We start from the raw sequence: 22,858 nt of genomic DNA on the forward strand, positions 1-22,858 counted from the left end.
TTCTTATGTTTCCCCAACATCACGAATACAAACATCAGAAAAAGTATAGTTGAATCTAGCAAAAATGCAAGCAAAAATTTAATTATCTTTCATTCTATGTTTAAAAGCTGCTGTTTTTTTTCATACTGATACTATCTATCTTTTTGAGGGGGAAAGCAGTATGGAACTGATGACTGACCAGCGGTTTCGCAAAACAATCAAATATTTGCGTGCTTTGATCTTTTTCGGGCTTGCAGGGGTTGCGCTGGCGACAATACTCTATTTTTCCCTGATTGGCTATGCGAAACTGCAGGGACCGCCTCCTCTGGCTGTGCCGCAATCAACCTTGTTTTTTTCAGATGATGGAACGGTGATCGGTGAGAGTCACTCCGGCCAGAAGCGCTATTGGGTGGCACTCAAGGATATCTCCCCTCATTTGATCAATGCCACGATTTCAATAGAGGACAGAACCTTTTTTACCCATAATGGGTTTGATTATAAGCGGATTGCCGGCGCTGCGCTTGCTGACTTGAAGGCGATGGCCAAGGTTCAGGGTGCGAGCACGATCACTCAGCAGTACGCAAGGAATCTTTACCTCGAACATGACAAGACATGGAAACGAAAGGCGACTGAAGCACTTTATACATTGCGTCTTGAGATGAACTATTCCAAGGATGAAATTCTCGAAGGGTATCTGAATACGATTTATTATGGCAATGGTGCATACGGTGTCCAGGCCGCAAGCCGTTATTATTTTGGCAAAGACGCGAAGGATTTATCCCTGGCTGAAGCTTCCATGCTGGCAGGAATCCCGAAAGGCCCAAGCATTTATTCCCCTTTTGCTTCCATGGAAAAAGCAAAGCAGCGTCAGCGGACGATTTTAAATACGATGGAGACAAATGGATATATCACCGAACTTGCTTCACAAAAAGCGAGCATTGAAAAATTGAAGCTTATTGGAGAGCATCAGCATTCCCGGATTGGTACGGCTCCTTACTTCCAGGACGCTGTACAAAATGCGCTTAGAAATGCATTGAATTTTGATGACCGGACCATTTCACTCGGCGGGTTGAGAGTGTATACGACACTAAATCTGGATCAACAGGAAATCGCGGAAAAGTCGATTGATAAAATGATTGCTTCCGATTCTGAAATCCAGACTGGCTTTGTGGCGATGAACCCGAAGAATGGACATGTAATGGCACTTGTGGGCGGCAGGAATTATGAGGAGAGCCCGTTCAACCGTGCGGTACAGGCTGTCAGGCAGCCAGGATCGACGATGAAACCGATCCTGTATTACGCAGCACTTGAAAATGGATTCACTCCATCTTCCACCATGAAAAGCCAGCTGACGACGTTCATGTTCGATGATGGGCGTTCAGAATATACGCCGCACAATTTTAACAACAAATACGCGGAAGACGATATTACGATGGCACAGGCCTTGGCGTTGTCGGATAATGTTTATGCCGTAAAAACCCATCTGTTCCTGGGTGAGGAAACGCTGGTTGAAACGGCGAAACGCTTCGGAATCAAATCGGAGATGGACAAGGTTCCCTCACTTGCGCTCGGAACCTCAGGTGTCAGGGTGATAGATATGGCCAATGCTTATAGTATTCTGGCGAATGGCGGCAAAAAAGTAGAACCAGTACTCATTAAAAAGGTCGAAAATCATAAGGGTGAAGTGATATACGAATATAAGGCTGAAAAAGCTGAGGTTTTGAAGCCGGAACTTGCCTCTGTGATGACACATATGCTGACAGGGATTTTTGATAAAAAGCTCAATGGATATTCTTCTGTCACAGGAAGCACGCTGATTAAAAAAATGACCAGGCCCTATGCGGCGAAGTCAGGGACGACCGAAACAGACAGCTGGATGATTGGCTATTCCCCACAGCTCGTTTCCGCAGTATGGACAGGTTATGATAAAGGAAAGCCTATTGAATTGACTGTCGAAAAATCGTACGCAAAAAACATTTGGCTCGATTTTATGGAAAAAGCCCTTGATGATGAGCCTGTTAAAAAATTCAAGGCTGCAAAGGGGACTGTTGCCGTCTATGTTGACCCTGCCAATGGCAAGCTCGCTTCGGAAGGTTGTCCTGTGAAAAGGCAGACTTTGTTCGCTGCAGGAACAGAGCCTACTGAATACTGTACAGACCATTTGGACCATGAAAAACAGAAAGAAGAGAAGCCTAAGAAGGATAAGGAAAAGAAACCTTGGTACAAGCGGATTTTTGGATTATAGAGCAACAATAATTATCTCAATATAATAAGAAGAAAAAAGAAAAACCCCGGAAGCAAGCCTCCGGGGTTTTTCTCGTCCTAGCATAAAATGTGTTTTACGCTGTTATCAGTTTACTTTTTTTATTCCATTTGAGCAAGCCAGATATTGTCATCTACTGTTAAATGTCACAATTTAGACAAATTATTAGGAGAATTATCCAAATATATTAATTGGCCAGTAAGTCTGATTTCAGCTTCTCTTCAGACCGTTCCCACATTCCGGAATCATGTTTTTTCAGGAAATCAGAAAGGATGTGTTTTGATTTTTCATCCATATGGTCGACGATAATATGACGCTTGATCGATTTATCGAGTCTGTTCACATGCTCTGGCAGCGATTTGTAGCCTCGGCGGATTTCGCGATTGACGGTCATTTCGCAGGCTGTGACACCAGCGTAATAAGGTCCCTCTTCCTTCCTGTCAATGGTCACCCAGACGACCCAGTAAAGCTTAGCGTCCGGTACCTCATTACGGTCTGGCAGGAATTTGATTCCTTTCTCGACAGCACTGCGCGCGTGCATTGCGCCTACCTCAACAGAAGCCTCGCCTGCGTCGACGTCCACGATGACCGGAGAAACATTATCAAGTGTGAGAACACCTTTTCCGAAACCCTTATGGCCGTCCATCGGGTCATTTTTGATAATATTGAATCCTATATTCTTCTTGCCCTTGTTTTCTTCCATGTTGGAAACCTCCTTAAAATAAATCAGAAAAATAGATTGTATATTCCATCCGTCACAGCCGGAATCAAGTATTGGAACAGCGGCTGGATTGTATATCGGTCAAGGGGCGTGATGACTAGAATCAGGAAGATGATCGATCCATACGCCTCGTATTGGGTCATTTTCGCCCTGATATCTGCTGGTGCCAGATCCTCGATGATCCGGTAGCCATCAAGCGGCGGGAACGGCAATAAATTGAAGACGAACAGCATCGCATTCAGCCCGATAAAGATATTGAGGAAGTCCAGAAAAAACTCCGGAACCCCAGGTGCCAATCCAAGCATGACAAATATGTACCAAATCGCAAATGCCAGGAAGACGAGAATTAGATTGCTTACTGGCCCGGCAACCGATACGAGCACTCCGGCCAGCCTTGGATTTTTAAACATGAATCGATTGACTGGTACCGGCCTTGCCCAGCCGAACCCAGCGATGAAAATCAAAATGGTCCCCAGCGGATCCAAATGTTTGACCGGATTCAGAGTCAACCGTCCCTGTCTCTGGGCAGTCGGGTCGCCAAACTTATACGCCACCCAGGCATGCGCGAATTCATGGACCGCGAAAGCGATCATCAACGCGGCAGCCACATACGGAATTTCCTCTAACGAATAGGGTAAGCTCACATTCCATTCCCCTTTTTTGTCTTTTCCTTAAAGTATAACTCATATTTATGTGAATGTGAAAAAGACAATCTCCCACCGGACTTGCGAAATTCCGCGAATTATGGAAAACTCAATTTAGATTGTTTTATCAACCATTTCAAGGAGGCAATGCACATGCCATACGTAACAGTTAAAATGATTGAAGGCCGCACAGAAGACCAAAAGAAAGCACTAGTTGAAAAAGTTACCGACGCTGTCAGCGAAACAACTGGCGCACCAAAAGAAAAAGTCGTCGTGTTCATCGAGGAAATGTCAAAGAACCACTATGCTGTAGCAGGTAAGCGATTGAGTGACGAATAGAGTGTACTTAAAGCTCAGAGGAATCTGGGCTTTTTTCTTTTTTGTTACCAGTTTACTTGATACTTACCTGTTCCAGGCTCATTTTTCCTCTTATTGTGCCCATGACTCTCGATTTTCCTTTTCACGGGCACATGTTTCCCCTTCTTGTGACCGTGATTCTCGTTTTCCTCTTTTCACGGGCACTGTTTCCCCTTCTTGTGACCGTGATTCTCGTTTTCCTCTTTTCATGGGCACATGTTTCCATTTCTTGTGACCGTACTCCCTCAATTTCCTCTTTCACGGACACATGTTTCCCCTTCTTGTGACCGTGATTCTCGTTTTCCTCTTTTCACGGGCACATATTTCCCTTTCTAACAAAAAATCGAGTACAAAACCCAATAAAGGGTCCCATACTCGATTCATAATTCTTATGCTAATAATTGCCTTGATTTAGTTTTCAAACTGGCGATATAGGCGTATGCTTCATCGATTTCTTCATCTGTGTATTTCTGGCTCTTTTTCACGGTCTGGATTTTTTCCCGGACCTCGTCTTCTGGCAAGTTATCAAAATACAAAACAGTTGAAACGAGTTCAAGGAATCTTGCATTCTGGTCGTTGATGTCGGTCAGGCAGTCACCCAGGCATGGCATCTCGACACTGTTTGCACCCAGGAATTCCTGTCCTGCTTCTGTCAGGGTATAGCGGTATTGGTAGTAACCGCCCTTCTTTTCCTTCACTTCATCCAGGAACCCCATATTGCAAAGCTCTTCCACTCGAAGGGTCAGCTCTTCTGAATATGGTCCGTAAAAATGGAACTGGAATCGTTCCTGGAAAGGGAATTCCATCTTTTTGGCGATATAGATCATTTTCTGCAGCTTTTTCCTGCCGATGACCTCTCCGGAAACTGAAATGGCATGTATGATTTTAGCGTGGTCTTTTAACAAAACGCGTCAACTCCTGTATCAAATGGTCCCATTGTCTAAGTTCAACTCAAGAATCTGTGCAATCTGTTCAATCTCAGGGCGTGTTTTTTCCTTCTCCAGGAAATCGGAAGGATAATATAGTTTATGGTCTGTCCGCCTTTTACCGGAAATGGCGTCGACAATCTCTGACTCGCGCGATAGCTCGCGGATTTCCCCGTTTTTCTTCAGCAGATGAATGGGAAGGCGTTCTTCCTCTTCACCCGGTCGGTAAAAATCGTATGGCAGGTCAGATGATGAATCCACAACCAGGTAATATTCAGGATCAAGACCCGCCTGCTCGAATAACACCGAAAGCTTCGCCAGTTTCTTGTATTCTTTGGCAGGGTCGAACTCGACATATTTAAAGAGATTGCGGTTATTGAAGCGGCGGCACAAATCGCTCAGGATCTGGTCATCTTCTTCTTCCCATATCTGAAAATAGTAGAGGAAGACAGCTTCATCTAATTTTAAGTAGTCTTGCAGTGTCATACGATCTTCAAATATCGAGTAAAAATGGTGCGGTTTATGTTTAAAAGTGTAGTTTTGCTCATGAAGGTGTTTGGCACGGTGCAGGATTTTCGTCAGGATGACCTCAGCACTTCTTGTCACTGGATGGAAATAAACCTGCCAATACATCTGGTAGCGGCTCATTATGTAGTCCTCGACAGCATGCATCCCGCTCTGCTTGATGACAACCTGGTCCTCTCGCGGGCGCATGACTCGCAAAATCCGTTCCATATCAAAATGTCCGTAACTGACTCCGGTAAAATAGGCATCTCTCTGCAGGTAATCCATCCGGTCAGCGTCAATCTGGCTCGAAATCAGGCTGATGACAAGCTTATTTTCATACGTTTTTTCAATAACCTCAGCAACCTTTTTTGGAAAGTCCAGCGCGACTCGTGTCAGCACCTGATTCACTTCGGTATCGCCAAGGATGATTTCCCTTGTAAAATCTTCATGGTCAAGGTCGAATACCTTCTCGAATGAATGCGAGAACGGCCCATGTCCAAGGTCATGGAGCAAAGCTGCACATAGGGAAAGCAGTCTTTCTCCTTCATTCCATTCAGGACGGGATGCAAATGCATTGTCCACGATCCGTCGCGTGATTTCATAGACGCCCAATGAATGGTTGAAACGGCTATGTTCAGCTCCGTGGAAGGTCAGGTATGTGGTGCCGAGCTGCTTGATCCTTCTCAATCGCTGGAACTCCTTCGTCCCGATTAGATCCCAGATCACCCGGTCACGGACATGGACATAGCGGTGTACTGGATCTTTGAATACTTTTTCTTCAAGTAATTTTTCTTCCGAATATCCCATCGTTCCCCTTCTTCCTGATTAGCTTGTTTTTATTATAGCTTGTTTCGTTCGTCAATTCATCTCGATTTTCTGCAAATTTTTACAAAAATTGCATATCCAGCTATCCTACTACCTTTAATTCCAACATTCATGGATTTATAAACAAGGTTGTAGTTTGCCAGTTTCCTTAGGAAAAAAAATCACCTCTAAACATGTGTTTAAAGGTGATGTATTTAGGCTTTGCCGGAAGCCATTATATAAAAGATATAAAAAACTACTTAAGTTTCTTTTGGACTTTTTCCATGAGCTCTTCTTCAGTTAGTGCTGCAACTGGCCGGTTGTTCACGAATGCGAATGTTTTTTTCCTGCCTGGTCCGCAATATGACTGGCAGCCGATGTCGACAGTCGCTTCAGAATCCAGTTGTTTCAGCTTCGGAATCAATGTTTTAAGGTTTACGGCCTGACAATCGTCGCAAACACGGAATTCGTTTGCCATATAGGACAACCCTTTCTATAAATACTGTCCAGCTCTAGCGCCAGTCTTTAAAATCCTCTGCAAAATCAGGAAATCCTGTCTCTGAAAATGGCGCCTCTGCTTTTCGTTTTAGACTAAAGGGTATTTTACCTCTTATTTAAAATGAATGCAAGCTGTTGAACAGGTCCATTTGCTTATCTATTTAATTGAAAAACACGTATTTTACGCGAAAAATCTACTATCCTTCCATTTTACGATGTATAAGCTTTCAAATTTCAGGACAAGATTGAAATATAAGTTTCAATAGTTGACCAAAGTAAAAGGGAGTTGAAGAAAATGAAGACACGCCAGGATGCCTGGACGGAAGAGAATGATTTATTGCTAGCTGAAACCGTACTGAGACATGTGAGAGAAGGCAGCACACAATTGAACGCATTTGAAGAGGTGGGCGACAAGCTTGATCGTACATCAGCCGCTTGTGGATTCCGCTGGAACGCAGTCGTGAGGCATAACTATGAAAAAGCATTGCAGCTTGCAAAAAAGCAGCGAAAACAGAGACAGAGAATCCTAGGAAAAGATCAGGGCGGCAAAAAGAAACTGCTATATAATCCTCCGGTACCTACGCTTGATGAAAGTTTGACAGGCTCTATCCAAGAAACAGAACAGCCAGAAGCTCAGCCAACCTTCGACCTGTCCATGCTCGAGCAGGATGACAAGCAAATTGACGCCGCACTCATGGCTGAAATGCAAGATTTAGTGAATAAGAATCAGGAACAAAAGGATTATTCTACTGAAGCGGCAGCGGAAATGGCCGAAGTGCCTGTCCAGGAGCCACAGCAAAGAGTTAGCCAGACGGTGTATACAGCGCCTGCACGGCATACTGTACCGCCAACTGGCCTGACAATGGGACATGTCATCGCCTATCTGCAGAGCCTGAGTGGTTCATCGCTTCAGGTAGATATTTATAAGAGCGAGAATGAAAGATTGAAGCGTGAAATCAATAGTTTAAGAAAGCATAATGAAGAACTTCAGCAGAAAATAAACAGGCTGGAAGAAAATACGAACACGATGCAAGAAGATTACGAAACTCTGATGAAAATCATGAACCGCGCTCGGAAGCTGGCTCTGTTTGAAGAAGAAGAGCGTCCGGCAACGAAGTTCAAGATGGACCGCAATGGCAATCTCGAAAAAGTCGCTGAATAGAATTCTAGTTACTAAATAGATAGATGGTAGATGGAGAAGGAAAGTTGGTAACAGCCCCCTCTTATACTCCTTATAAAAGGAGCCTAAAAAAGCCGGAAAACATTGGTTTCCGGCTTTTGTGCTTTTTATAGATTCATCTGCCTATTCCCGTGGCTCAAGAAACTTCTCATTCCGCTCGATTACCCGATTGTAATAGTGGTCAAATAGCTCAATCTCATGGCTGTCCAGATAGCCTGATACCAGTTCATTGCTGTTTGCGTTAAGAAATTTCAAAAACCGCATCATTACATCCTGGATCGTCATATGAACTCCGAATAATTCGGATAGCGACGCCATGACTTCCGGCTGGACATTCGGATAGATGAATTTGGTCTGTTCCCCTTTTTTAGAGATATTATAAAATTCACGGATCAGTTGAGCCCTCTGGCTTCCGCTCCCCGTCACGCAAAGATAGATCTGGACGGCGACCCCTTTTTTCAGGCGGCGCTGCGAGATTCCGGCAAATTTTTTTCCATCAATGCTTAAATCATAGCTTCCCGGACAATAGGAAGCGGAAATTTCCCTTGCTTCTATTTCTTTATTAAAATCAGCAAACAATTCCTTGATCAATAACCACATAGCATCATAGCCGCGGTTGATATCGATTCCTTTTTCCTTCTCAGGCAAGATCAGTGATAGATTCAGGACCCCTTCATCGAGCACAACGGCAAGTCCCCCAGAGTTGCGAACAATATATTGGTAGCCCTGCTCTTTAAGATAATCCAGTCCTTCCTGAAGGTGTGGGAGACGTGTATCCTGGATTCCGAGGACGACTGTGTCGTGGTGCACCCATGCTCTTGCCGTAGCCGAGGACAGGCCTGTGCCAACCGATTCACACAATGTATCATCAGTCCCGAACGACTGAAGAGCATGAAAGTGTGCACCCAGCACGGACTGGTCGATCAATCTCCACTTATCCTGACGCAATAAATTAAGCGCCTCATCCATCGTGATTTCCTCTTTTCTTTCTGTAGCTTAGTCGTTGATATTATAGCATATAGAGGTGAATCAGCTAACACTGCAAAAAAAGCCGATCGAAAAATTTCGACCGGCTTGAATGATGTATTTTACTTGCTGAGTGCCTGTGCTGCTGTGATCAATGCCAGCTTGTACACGTCTTCTTCGCTGCAGCCGCGGGACAGGTCGTTTACCGGACGGTTCAAGCCCTGGAGAATCGGCCCTACTGCTTCGAATCCGCCTAGGCGCTGAGCGATTTTATAGCCGATATTGCCTGCTTCAAGGCTTGGAAATACGAAAACATTCGCATTGCCCATGATGACTGAATCCGGAGCTTTCTTTTCAGCAACGGATGGAACGAATGCCGCGTCGAACTGGAACTCGCCATCAACGATCAACAAGGGGTCACGAAGCTTGGCTTCTTCAACTGCTTTTGATACTCTTTCCGTCTCAGGAGACACAGCTGAGCCTTTTGTAGAAAAGCTTAGCATAGCCACGCGCGGCTCGACGTCGAACATTCTTGCTGTCTTCGCACTTTCAACCGCGATTTCAGCCAGGTCCTGGCTGTCAGGCGCGATATTGATCGCACAGTCAGCGAATACATACTTCTCATCTTCACGTACCATGATGAAGACACCAGAAGTCTTGCGCACGCCTTCCTTCGTCTTGATGATCTGCAATGCAGGCCTTACAGTGTCCGCAGTGGAATGTGCTGCGCCGCTTACAAGACCGTCTGCTTTGTTCGAATACACAAGCATCGTGCCGAAGTAGTTTTCATCCAGCAGAATTTTGCGTGCTTGCTCTTCGGTTGCTTTTCCTTTACGTCTTTCCACAAATGCAGCAACAAGCTCATCCATCATCGCGAAGTTGGCAGGGTCATATATTTCTGCTGCCTCCAGCGATACATCCATGTCAGCTGCCTTCGCTTGGATCTGTTCAATATTCCCTACTAAAATTGGTGTTAGTACTCCGTCTGCAGCCAGTCTTCCCGCTGCTGCCAGAATCCGTTCGTCGAGGCCTTCCGGAAACACGATCCGTAAATTTTGTCCGCTTAATTTGGCTTTTAAGCCTTCAAATAAATCACTCATGCTGACTCCTCCTTTAATCTATACCTCTAGCATACTTTACCAGCATTAAAATTCAAGAATGTTACCGTTTACACCCACGAAGTCTTTTTATTGAAAATTTTCAAGCATGTATTCCTGCCCCTTTTACTATTTGCAATCTTTAACAAAATATCCTTTTTCCGCTCAGTATAAACAAACGGGTTTTATAAACATGACGAATGGAGAAACTATGATATGATATTGGTATATTGATGATTTTTAGGAGTGATATAAAATGACTGAAGCAGCACAGACTTTGGATGGCTGGTATTCCCTTCATGACTTCCGTACCGTCGATTGGACAACATGGAAGATGCTTCCGGCAGAAGAGCGCCAGGAGATTATCCAGGAATTCCTTGGACTAGTCGAAAAATGGAATAAAACACAGGCAGAAAAACAGGGAAGCCATGCCCTTTATACAATCGTTGGGCAAAAAGCAGATTTCATGATGATGATTCTGCGCCCTACTATGGAAGAATTGAATGAGATCGAAACAGAATTCAACAAGTCCAGACTTGCTGAATACACGATTCCTGCTCATTCCTATGTATCCGTTGTCGAGCTGAGCAACTATCTGCCAGCAGGCGAAGATCCATACCAGAACCCGCAAGTCCTTGCACGCCTTTATCCTGAGCTGCCAAAGGCGAAGTATGTTTGCTTCTATCCAATGGACAAGCGCCGCCAGGGCGAAGACAACTGGTACATGCTTCCCATGGAAGACCGCCGCAATATGATGCGCAGCCACGGCATGATCGGCCGCCAGTATGCTGGCAAAGTTAAGCAGATCATCACTGGTTCCGTAGGCTTCGATGATTATGAATGGGGCGTAACATTGTTCGCGGACGATGTCCTTCAATTCAAGAAGCTTGTATACGAAATGCGTTTTGACGAAGTGAGTGCACGCTACGGCGAATTCGGTTCTTTCTTCGTAGGAAACCTGCTTGAAGAAGACAAAGTAGCCACATTCTTGCATGTATAACAGAAGATAAACCCAATCCCCAGGCAACGGCCTGGGGATTTTTTTTATGTTTTGGAGTCTCTTATCGGCCCTGAAACTATGTTCGTTCGAAAATGTTCGAGTCATAAAATCAAGCTTCCTTCATATGTATTGAATAGTGAGGATTCATTTTACTTGTACTTCATCCTGAAAAGCTCAACTTCACCACTTACATAGATAGAGGTGAATTTGAAGGAAAGGAAAAAATACCTTTAAGGAGGCTACACAATGACTCAATACAATAATCCATATTATAACTACAGAACCTACCCGCAAATGTACCAGCCGTATAGCGGCACTGATGAGAAACAAACCACTCAAGGCCAGATGGGACAGATGGCTCAGATGGGACAAATGGGTCAAGCAGGATTTCCACAAGCAACTACCTTCCCTGCCCAGTCCGGCGGAGCCATGCCAGGTATGCCGGGCGCTGTGCCAGGAGCAGTAGCAGGTGCTCAAGTACCGGGAATGCTGCCAATTGAAGCATCCTATATTGAAAACATCCTTCGCCTGAATAAAGGCAAACTCGCTACTGTCTATGCGACATTTGAAAACAACACTGAATGGAACGCAAAAATTTTCCAGGGTATCATTGAAGCTGCGGGAAGGGATCATCTGATTCTCAGTGACCCTCAAACAGGAAAACGAGTTTTGCTGCCGATGATTTACCTTGATTACGTCACGTTTGATGAAGAAATTGAATATGATTATCCATTTGGCGGCGGAGCAGGTTTGACTGCTTATCCACCACGTTAATTTAATACCCATTTTTTCTTAAACGGCTTCGGCCGTTTTTTATTTTTCTAAGCCCTCAGTATCTTGACAACATTACACTTGAAAAATAAACTTTATATACCTAATTTTTCTAATTATGAATCTGGGGGGGATAGTATGGTTTCAAATGACAGCAATATTAAACTGGTAGTAGCGGGCTTGCTTCTTGGTATCCTGATGGCCGCGATGGACAATACGATCGTTGCGACTGCAATGGGGACCATTGTTTCAGATCTTGGTGACTTCGATAAGTTTGTGTGGGTCACCTCAGCTTATATGGTTACAGTGATGGCTGGAATGCCGATCTTCGGGAAACTGTCAGATATGTATGGAAGGAAACGATTTTACATATTTGGATTGCTTGTATTTTTAATTGGCTCAGCACTTTGCGGCATCGCTGAAACGATGGTGCAGCTCAGCATCTACCGGGCCATTCAGGGTATTGGCGGCGGAGCGTTGATGCCGATTGCCTTCACGATTGTCTTTGATATTTTCCCGCCTGAGAAACGCGGGAAAATGACCGGCCTGCTTGGTGCTGTTTTCGGAACATCAAGTGTCCTTGGACCTTTGCTTGGTGCCTACATTACTGACTGGTTCAGCTGGCATTGGGTATTTTATATCAATGTCCCCATTGGCATAGTATCTCTATTCTTTATTGTGAAGTATTATCATGAGTCCACTCAGCATTCTAAGCAAAAGATTGACTGGGCAGGTGCCTTTACACTGGTTGTAGCGGTTGTCAGTTTAATGTTTGCTCTTGAACTTGGAGGAAAAGAATTCGACTGGGGTTCTTTTCAAATTATAGGCTTGTTTGTTAGCTTTGCTCTATTCTTCCTGATCTTTATTTTTGCTGAAAGAAAAGCAGAAGAACCAATCATTTCTTTTTGGATGTTCAAACGCCGGCTATTTGCTACATCGCAAGTTCTTGCATTCCTTTACGGAGCTACGTTTATCATTCTCGCAGTCTATATCCCTATATTTGTCCAGGCCGTTTATGGGGGTTCAGCGAAGTCTGCCGGGTTGGTCTTGACGCCTATGATGCTTGGGTCTGTTGTAGGAAGCGCTATTGGTGGGGTTTTTCAGACAAAAACCAGCTATCGCAATCTTATGTTCCTGTCTGTTATCGCCTACTTTACAGGAATGCTTCTGCTGAGCATGATCTCTCCTGAAACATCGAGATTCATTCTGACATTTTTCATGATATTAGTGGGATTTGGAATGGGATTTTCTTTCTCGCTCCTCCCTACCGCTTCCATACACAATCTTGACCCGCGACACCGAGGATCAGCAAATTCAACTAACTCATTCCTGCGCTCGCTTGGAATGACGCTAGGCATAACCATATTTGGCACCATTCAAAATAATGCTTTCATGGATAAGCTCCAAAACGCTTTCAAGGGAATGGGTGGCGGTCAAGGTAATCAACTGCCAGCAGATCCGCAGCAATTGTTTCAGTCTGGACAGCGTTCCCAAATTCCAGAATTCGTTCTTGATAAAATTGTCGCGGCCATGTCTGCTTCCATCACCCATATTTTTGCACTAGCATTGATACCGATTGCCATTTCGGCAGTTGCAGTCTTCCTGATGGGAAAAGAACGAGTGGAAATCAATAAAACGATTGTCAAAGAATCATAATAAACATATTTAAAGAGCATGCCAGCAGCATGCTCTTATTTTTATAAATATTTCACAGCCGCAATCATTAATAATACCCATGCTGCTAGGAAGGATACTCCTCCAAGCGGAGTGATGGCTCCTAGGATGCTGATTTTCGTAACGCTCAAAACGTACAGGCTGCCTGAGAATAACACTATTCCAATCAGCATCAGCCAGCCGGACCAGGATAGAAGTGCGCTAGCCGGAAGCTTGCCTAAAAGAACTCCAATGATCAATAACCCAGTTGCATGGAACATCTGATAGGTTACACCTGTTTTCCATGTTTCTAAATATTTTGGCTCGACCTTGCCTTCTAGCCCATGTGCTCCAAATGCTCCAAGTCCGACTGCCAGGAAGGCGTTGATGGCTCCAATCAATATAAATAATTTCATCATATCCACCTCTTAAAATTAGAAATCGAAGAGCGAGTCTCCGTTTGCGTTATCTTCCATTTCCAGCTTCTTTGGCTGCGGAATCATGGATGATTGCTGATTGACCGGGATCTGCTGCTGAGGAATGATTGGCTGTGGTGGTACATATTGCTGCGCTGCCTGTTTCGCAGGTGCCGCAACACCTCTGCTATTCTCCGGCGGCTCATCAAGGACCAGCTCGCAAAGCGTTTTGATCGAATGGATCCTTTCCCTCTGCATTGCCTCGGATTCCGCAGCTTTTGCCCTTCTTAATTCTTCTTCCATTTTCAATAGTAATTTTTGCATTGTAATGTTCATCGACTCACCTCCATAGGGCGTTATATATGTATATCCTTTGCCTTATTCAATGTTTGTACCGTTCCATTCTACAACAAATCACCTGTTTTTTCGACTTTAGGAAAGTAGTTGATTGCAAACTTTGTTGCTTTGACTTTTACTTTCGAGTAGAAACATGTAAGTTCCACGTGGAACATGTCGATATACGGGAAAAGCGTTAGCAACAAAACAAAGAACTCCGGTTTCCCAGAGTTCTCAACCTTCCAGTTTTTCAATCTGCCAGTCAATCTCTTGTTCACCCTGCTCTCTCAGCAGTTCGTTCACTTTGGAAAAGGGTTTGCTGCCGAAGAAGCCTCTCCTTGCTGACAGCGGGCTGGGATGGACGGACATGATGATTTTATGTTTTTCATCGTCAATTAATTTTAATTTACTTTGAGCTGGTTTGCCCCAGAGGATGAAAATTACTGGCTTCTCGCGCTCGTTCAACAGAGTGATTACTTGATCGGTAAAATGTTCCCAGCCTTTTCCCCTATGTGAATTCGCGTCCCCTTCTCTTACTGTAAGGACTGTATTTAATAGAAGGACACCCTGGTCTGCCCATTTTTTCAAATAACCATGGTCTGGAACCTCACAGCCAAGGTCGGCATTCAGTTCTTTAAAAATATTTCGAAGCGAAGGCGGGATTTTAACACCTGGTTTTACCGAAAAGCTCAGGCCATGTGCCTGGCCTTGTCCATGGTATGGATCCTGCCCGAGAATCACGACTTTTACATCATCATAATCGGTGAACCTCAAGGCATTAAAGATATCCTCTTTTTCCGGATAGACTGTCCTTGTTTGATATTCTTCTAGTAAAAATTCTCTTAAATCTAGATAATAGGCCTTTTCGAATTCTTCCGCCAACAGCGGCTCCCAGCTTTTATTCAAAAGTACGATTGTAACCAGCTCCTTTCATTTCTATCAAACTACCCGTTTTCGAAATGATTATGTGAACTATTCCCAGTAGGTTTAGTAAATCCTACAGCGGTTATATATATAGTGTAGACGTGGAAAGCTAAAAAAGCTTCCCAAAACTAGTATAGGTAAAAAAATTTTAAGGAGGAAGATATGATGATGAAAGTAGAAGTAGTAGAAAACGGAGTACAAGCCACAGAAAAAATCAACTCTCTTGAAGCTGCCGGCTTCGGCAAAGAAAACATTTATATATTTGCGCACGATGAAGACCGCAGCGAGCACTTGACTGACGCTACTGAAACGGGCGGCATGGGATTCAAGGAGCAAGGTTTCTTTGATTCTATCGGAAATATGTTCAAGTCCCGCGGCGACGAGCTTCGCAATAAGTTCGAATCTCTTGGCCTTTCAAAACAAGAGGCTGAGCAGTATGAAATGGAACTGGATAAAGGCCGACTCGTGCTAGTTGCTTCTGATGAAAAATAAGCAACCTTGAACGCAATATCATAACCGATCCATAGTGATCGTTTATATAGAAACCCCCTGCTGATTTGGCAGGGGGTTTGCGCATGTATAAAGAATCACCCGAAAAACCTTTGATAGAGGCTTCTTGCCTGGGCTAAATCCTTTGTTCCATGTATAAGGGCACGGCCGTCCTGGAAAATAACCATTCTGTTGTCAACCATGTCGACGGAGACTAAATATGGATTCCCTTTGACCTGATAGCCTAAATCCCTCATTTTTTCAGCTGTTTCCTGCAGATTCAGTTCCTGCTGTTTCGGAGGCCTGATTTGAACCGTATCCCGTCCGCACAGGACCGTCGTCTTTGTCATATTCTCGACGTTCAAATAAGGATATTCAGGTTGTTCGCCACAGCTCAGGCATCCAGGGTCCTTCGCCTTGGACATTTTCATGCTGGTGTACTGGTTCCGCCATAAATCAAAGCTAACAAATGACGTTCGCACTGCATCCCAGTCTTCAACGAGGATTTTCAGCGCTTCCGCTCCCTGGTGGGCAATGACCATCTGGACAGCCGGCCCGATAATGCCTCCTGTATCACAAGTCATCCCTTGAAGCGGAACGGTTTTCAGCAGACAGTTCAGACATGGCGTTTTACCTGGAATAATGGAAAAGCTCATGCCAAAGCTGCCAACGCAGGCACCATAAATCCATGGAATCTGGTATTTTTGCGAGATATCATTAATCGCCATTCTTGTTTCAAAGTTATCGGTGGCATCGATAATCAGATTGACTCCATCGACAAGCTCGGCCAATTTTTCAGGAGTGGCATCGGCGATATATGCATTGATTTCGACGTCAGAGTTGATGGCTCTCAGCCTTTTTTCCGCCGCCGCAGCTTTCGGAAGCTTCTCGGCAACATCTTCTTCTGTATATAACTGCTGCCGCTGCAGATTGCTTGCTTCTACATAATCACGGTCCACAATCGTCAGTCTGCCGACACCTGCCCTGACCAAAAGCTCAGCATTGCCTGATCCAAGCGCTCCGGCACCTATCATCAGAACATGCTTGCTGCGGATTTTCTCCTGCCCGGCCTTGCCAATTGGAGGAAACAAAGTCTGGCGTGAATATCTTTCTGACATAGATGTAACCCTCCTTGTAAGAAAAGTGCAAGCGCCTTGGTTAGACCCGACAAGCGCTGGAGGGCCTGGCAGTGAAGTCGTTCTTTGACTTCATTGACAGGACCGAACTTGAAAAGCGGAGGCGACTGCCCAACTCCGACAAGCGCTGGAGGGCCTGGCAGTGAAGTCGTTCTTTGACTTCATTGGCAGGACCGAAGCGTCTCGAGGAGTTAGGAGCCGCAGCTAGACAAGCGTCTCGAGGGGCTAGGCGCTGGAGCTAGACACTAATCAGAGTTTATAACTTCACTTATAAAATATGCAAACGCCCTGATTCCGTTGGCCAATAAGTCAACGGAACGGGGCGCTGTAATATGCTTTGATTGATCAGCCGCCAGATACAGGCGGAATGAAGGCGATTGTATCTCCTTCTTTAATGACTTCATCGTTTGATGAAAATTCTTCATTGATGGCTGTCATTGAAGTATCAAGCTTTTGGATGCCGTACTTTTCAGCTACCAATTCTTTCAGCTCAGCAACTGTCTTGCCGGCTGCTTCTAGTTCAACTGATTCATGGCCTGCTTCGTCTCGTAAATGGGCAAAGAATAATATTTTATTCATTGAGATCCTTCTCCTCCGGTTTCCCTGTCGGATATGGGACAGTTTCTAGTTGATTGCCAATCCACTCTTCCCCGTCTTCCCAATGCTCTTTTTTCCAGATTGGGACGATCTCCTTGATACGCTCGATGGCATACCGATTCGCTTCATAGGCATCGTTTCGGTGTGGCGTTGATACGGCGATCACCACAGCGATATCCGTAATGTCTAGTTTTCCGACGCGGTGCGTAATCGCCACCTCGGCACCGTTCCAGCGCTCCTGGATTTCCGTGCCGATTTGCTCCAGCTTCTTCACTGCCATCGGCTCGTACGCTTCATATATAAGGTAAAGGGTTTTTTTGCCCTTTGTCAATTCACGGACAGTGCCAATGAAAGTAGTGATGGCCCCCGCTTCACGCTGGACCACTTTATCAATGACAGATTGAACGTTGATTGGATCTTTCGCTATTTCATAATTCATCAAAATCACCTCAATAAACTGATCCGGGTCAGGATTTTAATTTGTATACAGACACTTTCCTCGGGTTCTGCCGCCGTTTTGTCCATTAGAGCCCTTCTATCGGACACTTTCTCCGGTTTCTGACTCCTGTTTGTCCATTAGAGCCCCTCTATCGGACACTTTCACCGGTTTCTGACTCCTGTTTGTCCATTAGAGCCCTTCTATCGGACACTTTCTCCGGTTTCTGACTCCTGTTTGTCCATTAGAGTCCTTCTATCGGACACTTTCACCGGTTTCTGACTCCTGTTTGTCCATTAGAGCCCTTCTATCGGACACTTTCTCCGATTTCTGCGTCTGTTTTGTCCGTTAGAGCCCTTCTATCGGACACTTTCATCGGTTTCTGACTCGGTTTTGTCCATTAGAGTCCTTCTATCGGACACTTTCTCCGGTTTCTGACTCCTGTTTGTCCATTAGAGCCCTTCTATCGGACACTTTTCTCGGTTTCCTCAACCGATTTATCCCTTAGAGCACAAATATTTAAAAATAAACTGGCTCTGGATTCTCGACGACTGCGTAGCCGCCAATCTTTGCGACTTCGGCTTTGAAGGCTTCAGATTGGATCACCGACCTTAACCAGATACCCTTTTCGCTTTCGAAGAATGCTTTTGTCATCAGCAAATCGTAGCTTTCGTCTGCGACCGGGATGAAGTCGAGACCCATAGCGCGCGATGCCGGGAAGATGCCGAGGCCTGCTGCGTTGTCATTTCCTTTCACTTCAGCGGCGACACTCAGGTGCGAGAACATCTCGCGGTCATAACCGTTCACTTCGTCTGCTGACAAGCCTGCTTCTTTTAACAATAAATCAAATAATATCCGAGTGCCTGCGCCCTTTTGCCTGTTGGCATAATCTATGCCCTTTCCGGCAATGTCACTGACGTTCTCGATACCCAGCGGATTGCCTTTTGGAAGCAGCCAGCCCTGGGTTCTTTTTAAAAATGGATAAAGGACTGCGTCTTGCCCGGCAAGGAATTTCCTTACGTAGGTAACATTATATTCCTTTGTTTCCGGGTCTAGCAAATGAATGCCCGCTACATGGGCTTCCCCTTTTCTGATTGCCATCAAACCGGCCATGCTGCCAACATGGGAAGAAACAATTTTCATGTCGGTACGCTGCTTTTTGAGCTGGGAGGACAGCAGGTCAATCGTCAGGTCATGACTGCCGCTGAAGACGATCGCGTTCTTGATCTCTTCAACAGATCTGTATAACTCGACCTCGACAATGTCTCCTTGTTCGTATCCTAGCTCCTCAGGCGGCACGACGAGCAAGCCGTCCGCACGTACTAGCGACATCGTGACGCCCGCTGCGCGTGTCAGCGGATTGGCGACAAATTGTCCATCCACATAGCCGATATTCATTCGGACAAAGTCCTCCGCCCCCATTGTGGAGACGATCCTGCGGCCAAGCTTTACCTGTAGCTTTGGCCTTTCTGGTTCTGATATCCCTAAATATTTGCATACGAGAGGCCTTACAAACCACTCAAGCGCCATGTAGGCAGATACTGGATATCCTGGTACACCAACGACTACCTTATCTTTAATTTTCCCAAGGATTACTGGCTTACCCGGCCGTGTTGCGACACCATGGGTAAAAACAGTGCCAAGTTCCTCGAGTATATGGACTGTATAATCCTTTGAGCCAGCGGATGAACCAGCATTGATAACGACGATATCCGACGTCTCCACTGCATTCAGGAGCGCTTCCCTGATTTTTTCCGGCTCATCCTTCACGATTGGATGAAGGTAGGGATTGCCTCCCCAATCTTCTACATAATTGCTGAAAACCGTGCCATTGAACTCAATGATCCGGCCTGATGACAGAGATGCGTCTGCGCTGACAAGCTCATTTCCGGTCGGAATGATGGTTACCAGCGGCTTCTTGACGACGGGTACCTCGGTAACCTGTGCTGCAAGAAGTGCCCCGAGGTCAGCAGGACGCAGTCGATGTCCCTGGGTGAACAGCATTTCCTCCTGGACGATATCCTCGCCAATCGGGCGGATATGCTGCCATGGTGTGGCAGGCTCGATGATTTCGATCGTCTCATCATCAATGACCTGGATGTTCTCCACCATGATCACGGCATTATATTGAGGCGGAATCGCGTTCCCAGTATCAACGTAAACGAACTGCTCATCCTTTTTCAAATGAAGCGGACGCTGTTCATGGGCTTCGTACGTATCTTCAGCATTCACGGCAATGCCGTCCATCGCGGATGCATGGTAAAAAGGCATCGAGACATTGGCGAATACAGGGTCTGCAGTAATTCGTCCAAGTGCAGCGGAAGCCGGGATCCATTCTTTTTCTTGAGGCAGGTCGAACGCGTCTAGCACTTCATTCCTCGCTTGTGCGCGCGGCTTGTCTTCAAGATAAATTTTTCGGTTATAGCGTATTTTATCCATGATGCGGCTCCCCCTATCTCGTCAAAATAACTGGAACGTATTCGCCTTGAGAAATTCCTTCTTTCCCGGAAACAATCTCGACGATTCCATCGCTTTTTACCAATGTCGTAATCAGGCCCGACTTGCCGATGATCGGCTCGGCCCACCATTCGCCATCCTTCTCCTCGAGTCTTACCCTGATGTAATCAGATCTTCCTGGTGAAGAGGCAATATTTTTCACAATCCGTGCAAAAATCCGTTCAGGCTTATGCTCGACTTTTTCACCCTTCAGCCTTCTGAAAACCCTTTCGCCAAAAAGCTTAAAAATGATCATCGCGGATGCTGGATGGCCCGGCAGTCCGATGACCGGCTTTCCGTCAGCGACAGCAAGAATTGTCGGTTTCCCGGGCTTGATGGAAATTCCATGGACAAAGACGCCCGGATCTCCAAGGGACTGGATGACCTCAGTTGTATAATCCTTTGTTCCAACAGAGCTTCCTCCGGATAAAATCAGGCAATCAGCCTGTTCATACAATTCGCGGGCTTTCTGGGCGAATTCATGATAGTCATCGCGTGTAATTCCGCCATATATGAGATCGATATCCCACTCATTGACCAGACCCTTAACGGTCAGGTAATTGATATCGCGGATCTGTCCTGTTTCAAGTGTTTTTGTTTCAAAAGGAACGATTTCGTCCCCTGAAGAAAGGTACGCAGCCTTCAGCTTTCGGTAGACTTTCACCTCTGAAATACCAAGTGCCGCCAGGGCTCCAAGCTCCTGCGGCCGCAATCTTGTCCCTTCAGATAAGAGGACTTCGCCTGCCCTGATGTCCTCGCCCTGCCTGATGACATTCTCTCCCGGTGCGATTTGCTTATACGTATTCAACAGTCCGCCGATTTCCTCGCAGTGCTCGATCATCAGTACGCTGTCACTGCCTGGCGGAAGCATTCCGCCTGTCGGTACGTAGATTGCCTCTCCCCTGCCTACCGGCTTTACCGCTTCCTCGCCCATATGGACTTCGCCGGCTACATTCAAGAAGCCTGGCATCGATTCGGATGAACCATATGTGTCACGGGCGATGACGGCATAGCCATCGACGGTCGAGCGGTCAAAACCAGGTACATTCTCTTCCGCAGTGACATCCTCTGCCAGGATGTAATGAAGCGCCTCATCAAGCGGACGGGTTTCGGTTTCCGTGATCTTGCCGATCTTCTCCTCAATTAACGCAAAGGTCTCCTCAACACTTTTCACTTTGAAAAATTGCATGATGACTTACTCCCTTTCTAGCACCTGAAAACTATTCTCCGGACTCCGCCCATTTCCTTGCACTTTCATACTCTTCTGGATGATTCATATTGAAAAAGACACGATCAAGGCTGCCCTCGAAATAAAGCTGGAGATCTGCTTCATCAAGAAAGCGGACATTGAGATTTTCAAGCATATGCCTGATTCTCAGATTCCCGTCTTCAATGCAAGTCTGTGCTTCTCGTGCGACCCGTTTTTGATAGGCTGCAAAAAGCGGATGCTGTCTGCCCTCGCTTACCGGCACGACCGCATCATGGTGTTTAAGCGCTTTTACCAGGCTTGAGGCAAGCTCAGCCGATACAAATGGCATATCGCAGGCTACAACGAAATTTTCCTCATAATCTGATGCCTCAAGTCCTGCATGGATTCCCGCAAGCGGCCCGGAACCCGGATATTGGTCTGTAACTGTTTTAATATTTAGAAACTGATAGGTTTCAGGATCATTCGTTACTAGAATTATATCATCAAATACGTGCTGTAACTCATCCTTAATTCTTTCAATATTCGTTTTTTCCCGAAATTTCAGGAGAGCTTTGTTACTTCCCATCCTGCTAGATTTGCCGCCTGATAAAATAATCGCTCCGGCTTTCATCCCACAGCACCTTCTTTTAGTTTGTCTGTTTTGTTTCGCCAGCAGATTTGTACCCATGCTCCTGGGCTACAAAGTCCAGATGGATGGTGTTCAAGTCGAGCATTGCTGGTGTTGGCTTTACAATATATTGTCTTGTGTCGATTACTTTAGTATATCCTTTGCATTCTTCACAAATCTGGATCTGTGCGGCTGATTCACCTTCGATTGTCAGGATTTTCACTGTTTCATGATCGTTATTCCCGCAATGTGAACAAGCTACGCGGCGGTCATTCCAGTGAGCCGAACAACGCGGGCAATGCAGGACCTTCTTTCCTTCGCCTTCAAGCTGTGCGAGGCGGACGGGCTCACCGCACACAGGGCAACCGGCACCGTGCACACCGTGTTGGATTTCATCCTGGACCTTAGCCGCAGTCAGCTGTAGATACGGACGAAGCACAGTTTCTGCCACAAATTGTGGAATCCAGCCATCCAAATTGTTTTCTTCAGCAAAACTAGCAAAGTAAATATAGTTAAAAGCAAATGCTTCATCGATCCATCTTTTAGCTGTCTCTTCATCCAATAGGCTTTTTATAGATTGCATCGAAGTTTCTATCTCTGGTTGATACTTCGATAAAAGTACTCCTATATCCTCTATCCACTGTAAGAATAGGGAAATATCAAAATCAATAGCCGCTAATGCAGTGACAGGCACTCCTGCCTCCATTGCTGCTTTATCAAGGTTTGGCCGGACACAGTCAGGATCCAGGGAAGTCTTCCATTGCTCCTGCAATTGAATGATATCCTTCTGCAATTTCTGGTACTCTTTTGAGACAACGGACTTTTTCATTGCTGCAGCCCCTCTT

25 protein-coding genes are annotated in these 22,858 nt (G+C 45.6%); 7 read left to right on the forward strand and 18 right to left on the reverse strand.

Annotated features, from left to right (window positions below):
- Window positions 1-160: 160 nt before the first annotated feature.
- Window positions 161-2,224: a transglycosylase domain-containing protein gene (locus LGO15_RS23410; protein WP_226086222.1), complete on the forward strand. Its 2,064-nt coding sequence runs from the start codon at window positions 161-163 to the stop codon at window positions 2,222-2,224.
- Window positions 2,225-2,429: 205 nt separating this feature from the next.
- Here the strand turns inward: LGO15_RS23410 and LGO15_RS23415 are convergent, their stop codons facing one another.
- Both LGO15_RS23415 and LGO15_RS23420 read right to left on the reverse strand, forming a co-directional pair.
- Window positions 2,430-2,945 (reverse strand): YwhD family protein, encoded by a 516-nt coding sequence (locus LGO15_RS23415; protein ID WP_167831067.1) that lies wholly within the window; start codon window positions 2,943-2,945, stop codon window positions 2,430-2,432.
- Between the two features lie 23 nt (window positions 2,946-2,968).
- Window positions 2,969-3,556: a site-2 protease family protein gene (locus tag LGO15_RS23420; protein ID WP_226087974.1), complete on the reverse strand. Its 588-nt coding sequence runs from the start codon at window positions 3,554-3,556 to the stop codon at window positions 2,969-2,971.
- Between the two features lie 204 nt (window positions 3,557-3,760).
- Here LGO15_RS23420 and LGO15_RS23425 point away from each other — a divergent pair, with 204 nt between their 5' ends.
- Window positions 3,761-3,946 carry a 2-hydroxymuconate tautomerase gene (locus tag LGO15_RS23425; protein ID WP_044392785.1) on the forward strand — a complete coding sequence of 62 codons (186 nt, stop codon included), beginning with the start codon at window positions 3,761-3,763 and terminating at the stop codon, window positions 3,944-3,946.
- 121 nt (window positions 3,947-4,067) lie between these two features.
- On the opposite strand, the gene LGO15_RS23430 is transcribed toward LGO15_RS23425, so the two are convergent.
- From LGO15_RS23430 to LGO15_RS23445, 4 genes are all read right to left on the reverse strand, one after another.
- On the reverse strand, window positions 4,068-4,232 hold the full coding sequence (locus tag LGO15_RS23430) for a hypothetical protein (protein WP_167831066.1): 165 nt from the start codon (window positions 4,230-4,232) through the stop codon (window positions 4,068-4,070).
- 121 nt (window positions 4,233-4,353) lie between these two features.
- The gene (locus LGO15_RS23435; RefSeq protein WP_167831065.1) at window positions 4,354-4,869 is read right to left on the reverse strand and encodes a YwgA family protein; all 516 of its coding nucleotides are present in this window, start codon (window positions 4,867-4,869) and stop codon (window positions 4,354-4,356) included.
- 18 nt (window positions 4,870-4,887) lie between these two features.
- Window positions 4,888-6,204, reverse strand: coding sequence for an HD domain-containing protein (locus LGO15_RS23440; RefSeq protein ID WP_226086223.1), 1,317 nt, complete (start codon window positions 6,202-6,204; stop codon window positions 4,888-4,890).
- Between the two features lie 253 nt (window positions 6,205-6,457).
- Window positions 6,458-6,679 (reverse strand): YuzB family protein, encoded by a 222-nt coding sequence (locus LGO15_RS23445; protein WP_167831063.1) that lies wholly within the window; start codon window positions 6,677-6,679, stop codon window positions 6,458-6,460.
- Window positions 6,680-6,994: 315 nt separating this feature from the next.
- On the opposite strand from LGO15_RS23445, the gene LGO15_RS23450 reads away from it, so the two are divergent.
- Window positions 6,995-7,861: an RsfA family transcriptional regulator gene (locus tag LGO15_RS23450; protein WP_226086224.1), complete on the forward strand. Its 867-nt coding sequence runs from the start codon at window positions 6,995-6,997 to the stop codon at window positions 7,859-7,861.
- A 141-nt stretch (window positions 7,862-8,002) separates the two neighbouring features.
- Here LGO15_RS23450 and LGO15_RS23455 read toward each other — a convergent pair whose 3' ends face one another.
- Together LGO15_RS23455 and pta are read right to left on the reverse strand one after the other, a co-directional pair.
- Complete coding sequence (locus LGO15_RS23455; RefSeq protein WP_226086225.1) at window positions 8,003-8,848, reverse strand: octanoyl-[GcvH]:protein N-octanoyltransferase; 846 nt, start codon at window positions 8,846-8,848, stop codon at window positions 8,003-8,005.
- Window positions 8,849-8,967: 119 nt separating this feature from the next.
- Entirely contained in the window at window positions 8,968-9,945 is a 978-nt protein-coding gene (pta, locus tag LGO15_RS23460) for a phosphate acetyltransferase (RefSeq protein WP_192471941.1), read from the reverse strand.
- Between the two features lie 253 nt (window positions 9,946-10,198).
- Between pta and hemQ the strand changes: the two genes are divergently transcribed.
- From hemQ to LGO15_RS23475, 3 genes are all read left to right on the forward strand, one after another.
- Complete coding sequence (gene hemQ / locus LGO15_RS23465) at window positions 10,199-10,942, forward strand: hydrogen peroxide-dependent heme synthase (protein WP_167831059.1); 744 nt, start codon at window positions 10,199-10,201, stop codon at window positions 10,940-10,942.
- Between the two features lie 246 nt (window positions 10,943-11,188).
- The gene (gerQ, locus tag LGO15_RS23470; RefSeq protein ID WP_226086226.1) at window positions 11,189-11,716 is read left to right on the forward strand and encodes a spore coat protein GerQ; all 528 of its coding nucleotides are present in this window, start codon (window positions 11,189-11,191) and stop codon (window positions 11,714-11,716) included.
- 135 nt (window positions 11,717-11,851) lie between these two features.
- Window positions 11,852-13,369: an MDR family MFS transporter gene (locus LGO15_RS23475; RefSeq protein ID WP_226086227.1), complete on the forward strand. Its 1,518-nt coding sequence runs from the start codon at window positions 11,852-11,854 to the stop codon at window positions 13,367-13,369.
- Between the two features lie 41 nt (window positions 13,370-13,410).
- Here LGO15_RS23475 and LGO15_RS23480 read toward each other — a convergent pair whose 3' ends face one another.
- The 3 genes from LGO15_RS23480 to LGO15_RS23490 form a co-directional block, all read right to left on the reverse strand.
- Complete coding sequence (locus LGO15_RS23480) at window positions 13,411-13,782, reverse strand: DUF423 domain-containing protein (RefSeq protein WP_167831278.1); 372 nt, start codon at window positions 13,780-13,782, stop codon at window positions 13,411-13,413.
- An 18-nt stretch (window positions 13,783-13,800) separates the two neighbouring features.
- On the reverse strand, window positions 13,801-14,118 hold the full coding sequence (locus LGO15_RS23485) for a YwdI family protein (protein ID WP_167831057.1): 318 nt from the start codon (window positions 14,116-14,118) through the stop codon (window positions 13,801-13,803).
- Between the two features lie 234 nt (window positions 14,119-14,352).
- Window positions 14,353-15,033, reverse strand: a complete 681-nt coding sequence (locus LGO15_RS23490) for a uracil-DNA glycosylase (protein WP_167831277.1) — start codon at window positions 15,031-15,033, stop codon at window positions 14,353-14,355.
- Window positions 15,034-15,207: 174 nt separating this feature from the next.
- Here LGO15_RS23490 and LGO15_RS23495 point away from each other — a divergent pair, with 174 nt between their 5' ends.
- Complete coding sequence (locus LGO15_RS23495) at window positions 15,208-15,534, forward strand: YflT domain-containing protein (RefSeq protein ID WP_167831276.1); 327 nt, start codon at window positions 15,208-15,210, stop codon at window positions 15,532-15,534.
- 95 nt (window positions 15,535-15,629) lie between these two features.
- On the opposite strand, the gene LGO15_RS23500 is transcribed toward LGO15_RS23495, so the two are convergent.
- The 7 genes from LGO15_RS23500 to LGO15_RS23530 all read right to left on the reverse strand — a co-directional run bounded on the left by LGO15_RS23500 (window position 15,630) and on the right by LGO15_RS23530 (window position 22,842).
- Window positions 15,630-16,649 (reverse strand): thiazole biosynthesis adenylyltransferase ThiF, encoded by a 1,020-nt coding sequence (locus LGO15_RS23500; protein ID WP_226086228.1) that lies wholly within the window; start codon window positions 16,647-16,649, stop codon window positions 15,630-15,632.
- 363 nt (window positions 16,650-17,012) lie between these two features.
- A complete protein-coding gene (gene moaD / locus LGO15_RS23505) occupies window positions 17,013-17,246 on the reverse strand; it encodes a molybdopterin converting factor subunit 1 (RefSeq protein ID WP_226086229.1) in 234 nt (77 codons plus the stop codon).
- Window positions 17,239-17,703 (reverse strand): molybdenum cofactor biosynthesis protein MoaE, encoded by a 465-nt coding sequence (locus LGO15_RS23510; RefSeq protein ID WP_023613507.1) that lies wholly within the window; start codon window positions 17,701-17,703, stop codon window positions 17,239-17,241. The genes moaD and LGO15_RS23510 overlap by 8 nt, the downstream gene beginning before the upstream one ends.
- Window positions 17,704-18,219: 516 nt before the next feature.
- Window positions 18,220-20,139 (reverse strand): molybdopterin biosynthesis protein, encoded by a 1,920-nt coding sequence (locus LGO15_RS23515; RefSeq protein WP_226086230.1) that lies wholly within the window; start codon window positions 20,137-20,139, stop codon window positions 18,220-18,222.
- A 13-nt stretch (window positions 20,140-20,152) separates the two neighbouring features.
- A complete protein-coding gene (glp, locus tag LGO15_RS23520) occupies window positions 20,153-21,385 on the reverse strand; it encodes a molybdopterin molybdotransferase MoeA (protein WP_226086231.1) in 1,233 nt (410 codons plus the stop codon).
- A 31-nt stretch (window positions 21,386-21,416) separates the two neighbouring features.
- The gene (locus tag LGO15_RS23525) at window positions 21,417-22,016 is read right to left on the reverse strand and encodes a molybdenum cofactor guanylyltransferase (RefSeq protein WP_167831053.1); all 600 of its coding nucleotides are present in this window, start codon (window positions 22,014-22,016) and stop codon (window positions 21,417-21,419) included.
- Window positions 22,017-22,032: 16 nt separating this feature from the next.
- On the reverse strand, window positions 22,033-22,842 hold the full coding sequence (locus LGO15_RS23530) for a formate dehydrogenase accessory protein FdhE (RefSeq protein ID WP_167831052.1): 810 nt from the start codon (window positions 22,840-22,842) through the stop codon (window positions 22,033-22,035).
- Window positions 22,843-22,858 lie beyond the last annotated feature (16 nt).

Source organism: Mesobacillus sp. S13, assembly GCF_020422885.1.
GTDB classification, from domain to species: domain Bacteria; phylum Bacillota; class Bacilli; order Bacillales; family Cytobacillaceae; genus Mesobacillus; species Mesobacillus selenatarsenatis_A.